This window comes from Pseudomonas cichorii, from assembly GCF_019719005.1.
Classification (GTDB): domain Bacteria; phylum Pseudomonadota; class Gammaproteobacteria; order Pseudomonadales; family Pseudomonadaceae; genus Aquipseudomonas; species Aquipseudomonas cichorii_E.
Window position 1 is genome coordinate 1 of the sequence record NZ_JAIGPJ010000096.1, and the last position, 1,148, is coordinate 1,148.

General features: G+C 56.4%; 1 protein-coding gene. It reads left to right on the forward strand.

The window, feature by feature from the left end; translation table 11 throughout:
• On the forward strand, positions 1-1,148 hold a 1,148-nt coding region (locus tag K5D32_RS25745; protein ID WP_221602323.1), incomplete at both ends, for an amino acid adenylation domain-containing protein.

Genomic DNA, 1,148 nt, shown 5'->3' on the forward strand with positions numbered 1-1,148 from the left:
GAGCGTATTGCCTACATGTTGCAGGACAGTGCGCCTGCGGCCGTACTGGCACAGAATGCGACGCTGGATCTGCTGTCGGTGCCCGTTATCAATCTCGATCAGCCCGATTGGCAGGACGAATCCGTCTCCAATCCGCTGATTGAAGGTCTGACGCCGACTCATCTGGCGTATGTGATTTACACCTCGGGTTCGACCGGTTTACCTAAAGGCGTGATGATCGAGCATCGCAATACGGTCAACTTTCTGACCTGGGCGCAGCAGGCGTTTGAGCCTGAGGTTCTTTATAAAACGCTGTTTTCGACCTCGCTGAACTTCGACCTGGCGGTCTATGAGTGCTTTGCGCCGCTGATTTCCGGTGGCCGTATCGACGTGGTCAAGAATGTGCTGGCTCTGCAAGAGGGCGAGCATGACATTACCCTGATCAACACCGTGCCTTCGGCACTGAAAGCGCTGCTGGAGTCTGGTGGCCTTCAAGAGGGCGTTCATACCGTTAACGTGGCCGGTGAAGCACTTAAAGGCTCACTGGTCGAAAGCCTGTTCGCTGAAACCAGCGTCCAGCGCTTGTGCAACCTGTATGGCCCGTCGGAAACCACCACCTATTCCAGCTGGGTTTCGATGGATCGTAAAGACGGTTTTGCTGCGCATATCGGCAAACCGGTGGCCAATACCCAGTTCTACCTGCTGGATGAGCATCGTCAGCCAGTGCCGTTTGGCGTTCCGGGCGAAATCTATATCGGCGGTGCCGGTGTGGCTCGTGGCTATCTGAATCGCGATGACCTGACGGCTGAGCGTTTCCTGGAAGACCCGTTCAATGCGGGAGCCCGCATGTATCGCACCGGCGACCTGGGTCGCTGGCTGGCAGACGGCAATATCGAATACCTGGGTCGCAACGACGATCAGGTGAAGATCCGCGGTTTCCGTATCGAACTGGGTGAGATCGAAACCAAGCTGGCGCGTCATGAGAGCGTGAAAGAAGCGGTGGTCATGGCCCGTGAAGACGTGCCGGGCGACAAGCGTCTGGTGGCGTATTTCACCTCAAATGTTGCCGAAATCAACCTGGAAATTCTGAAAGCGCACCTGCAAGGCCAGTTGCCTGAATACATGGTCCCGGCAGCTTATGTGCATCTGGATAAACTGCCCCTGACCCC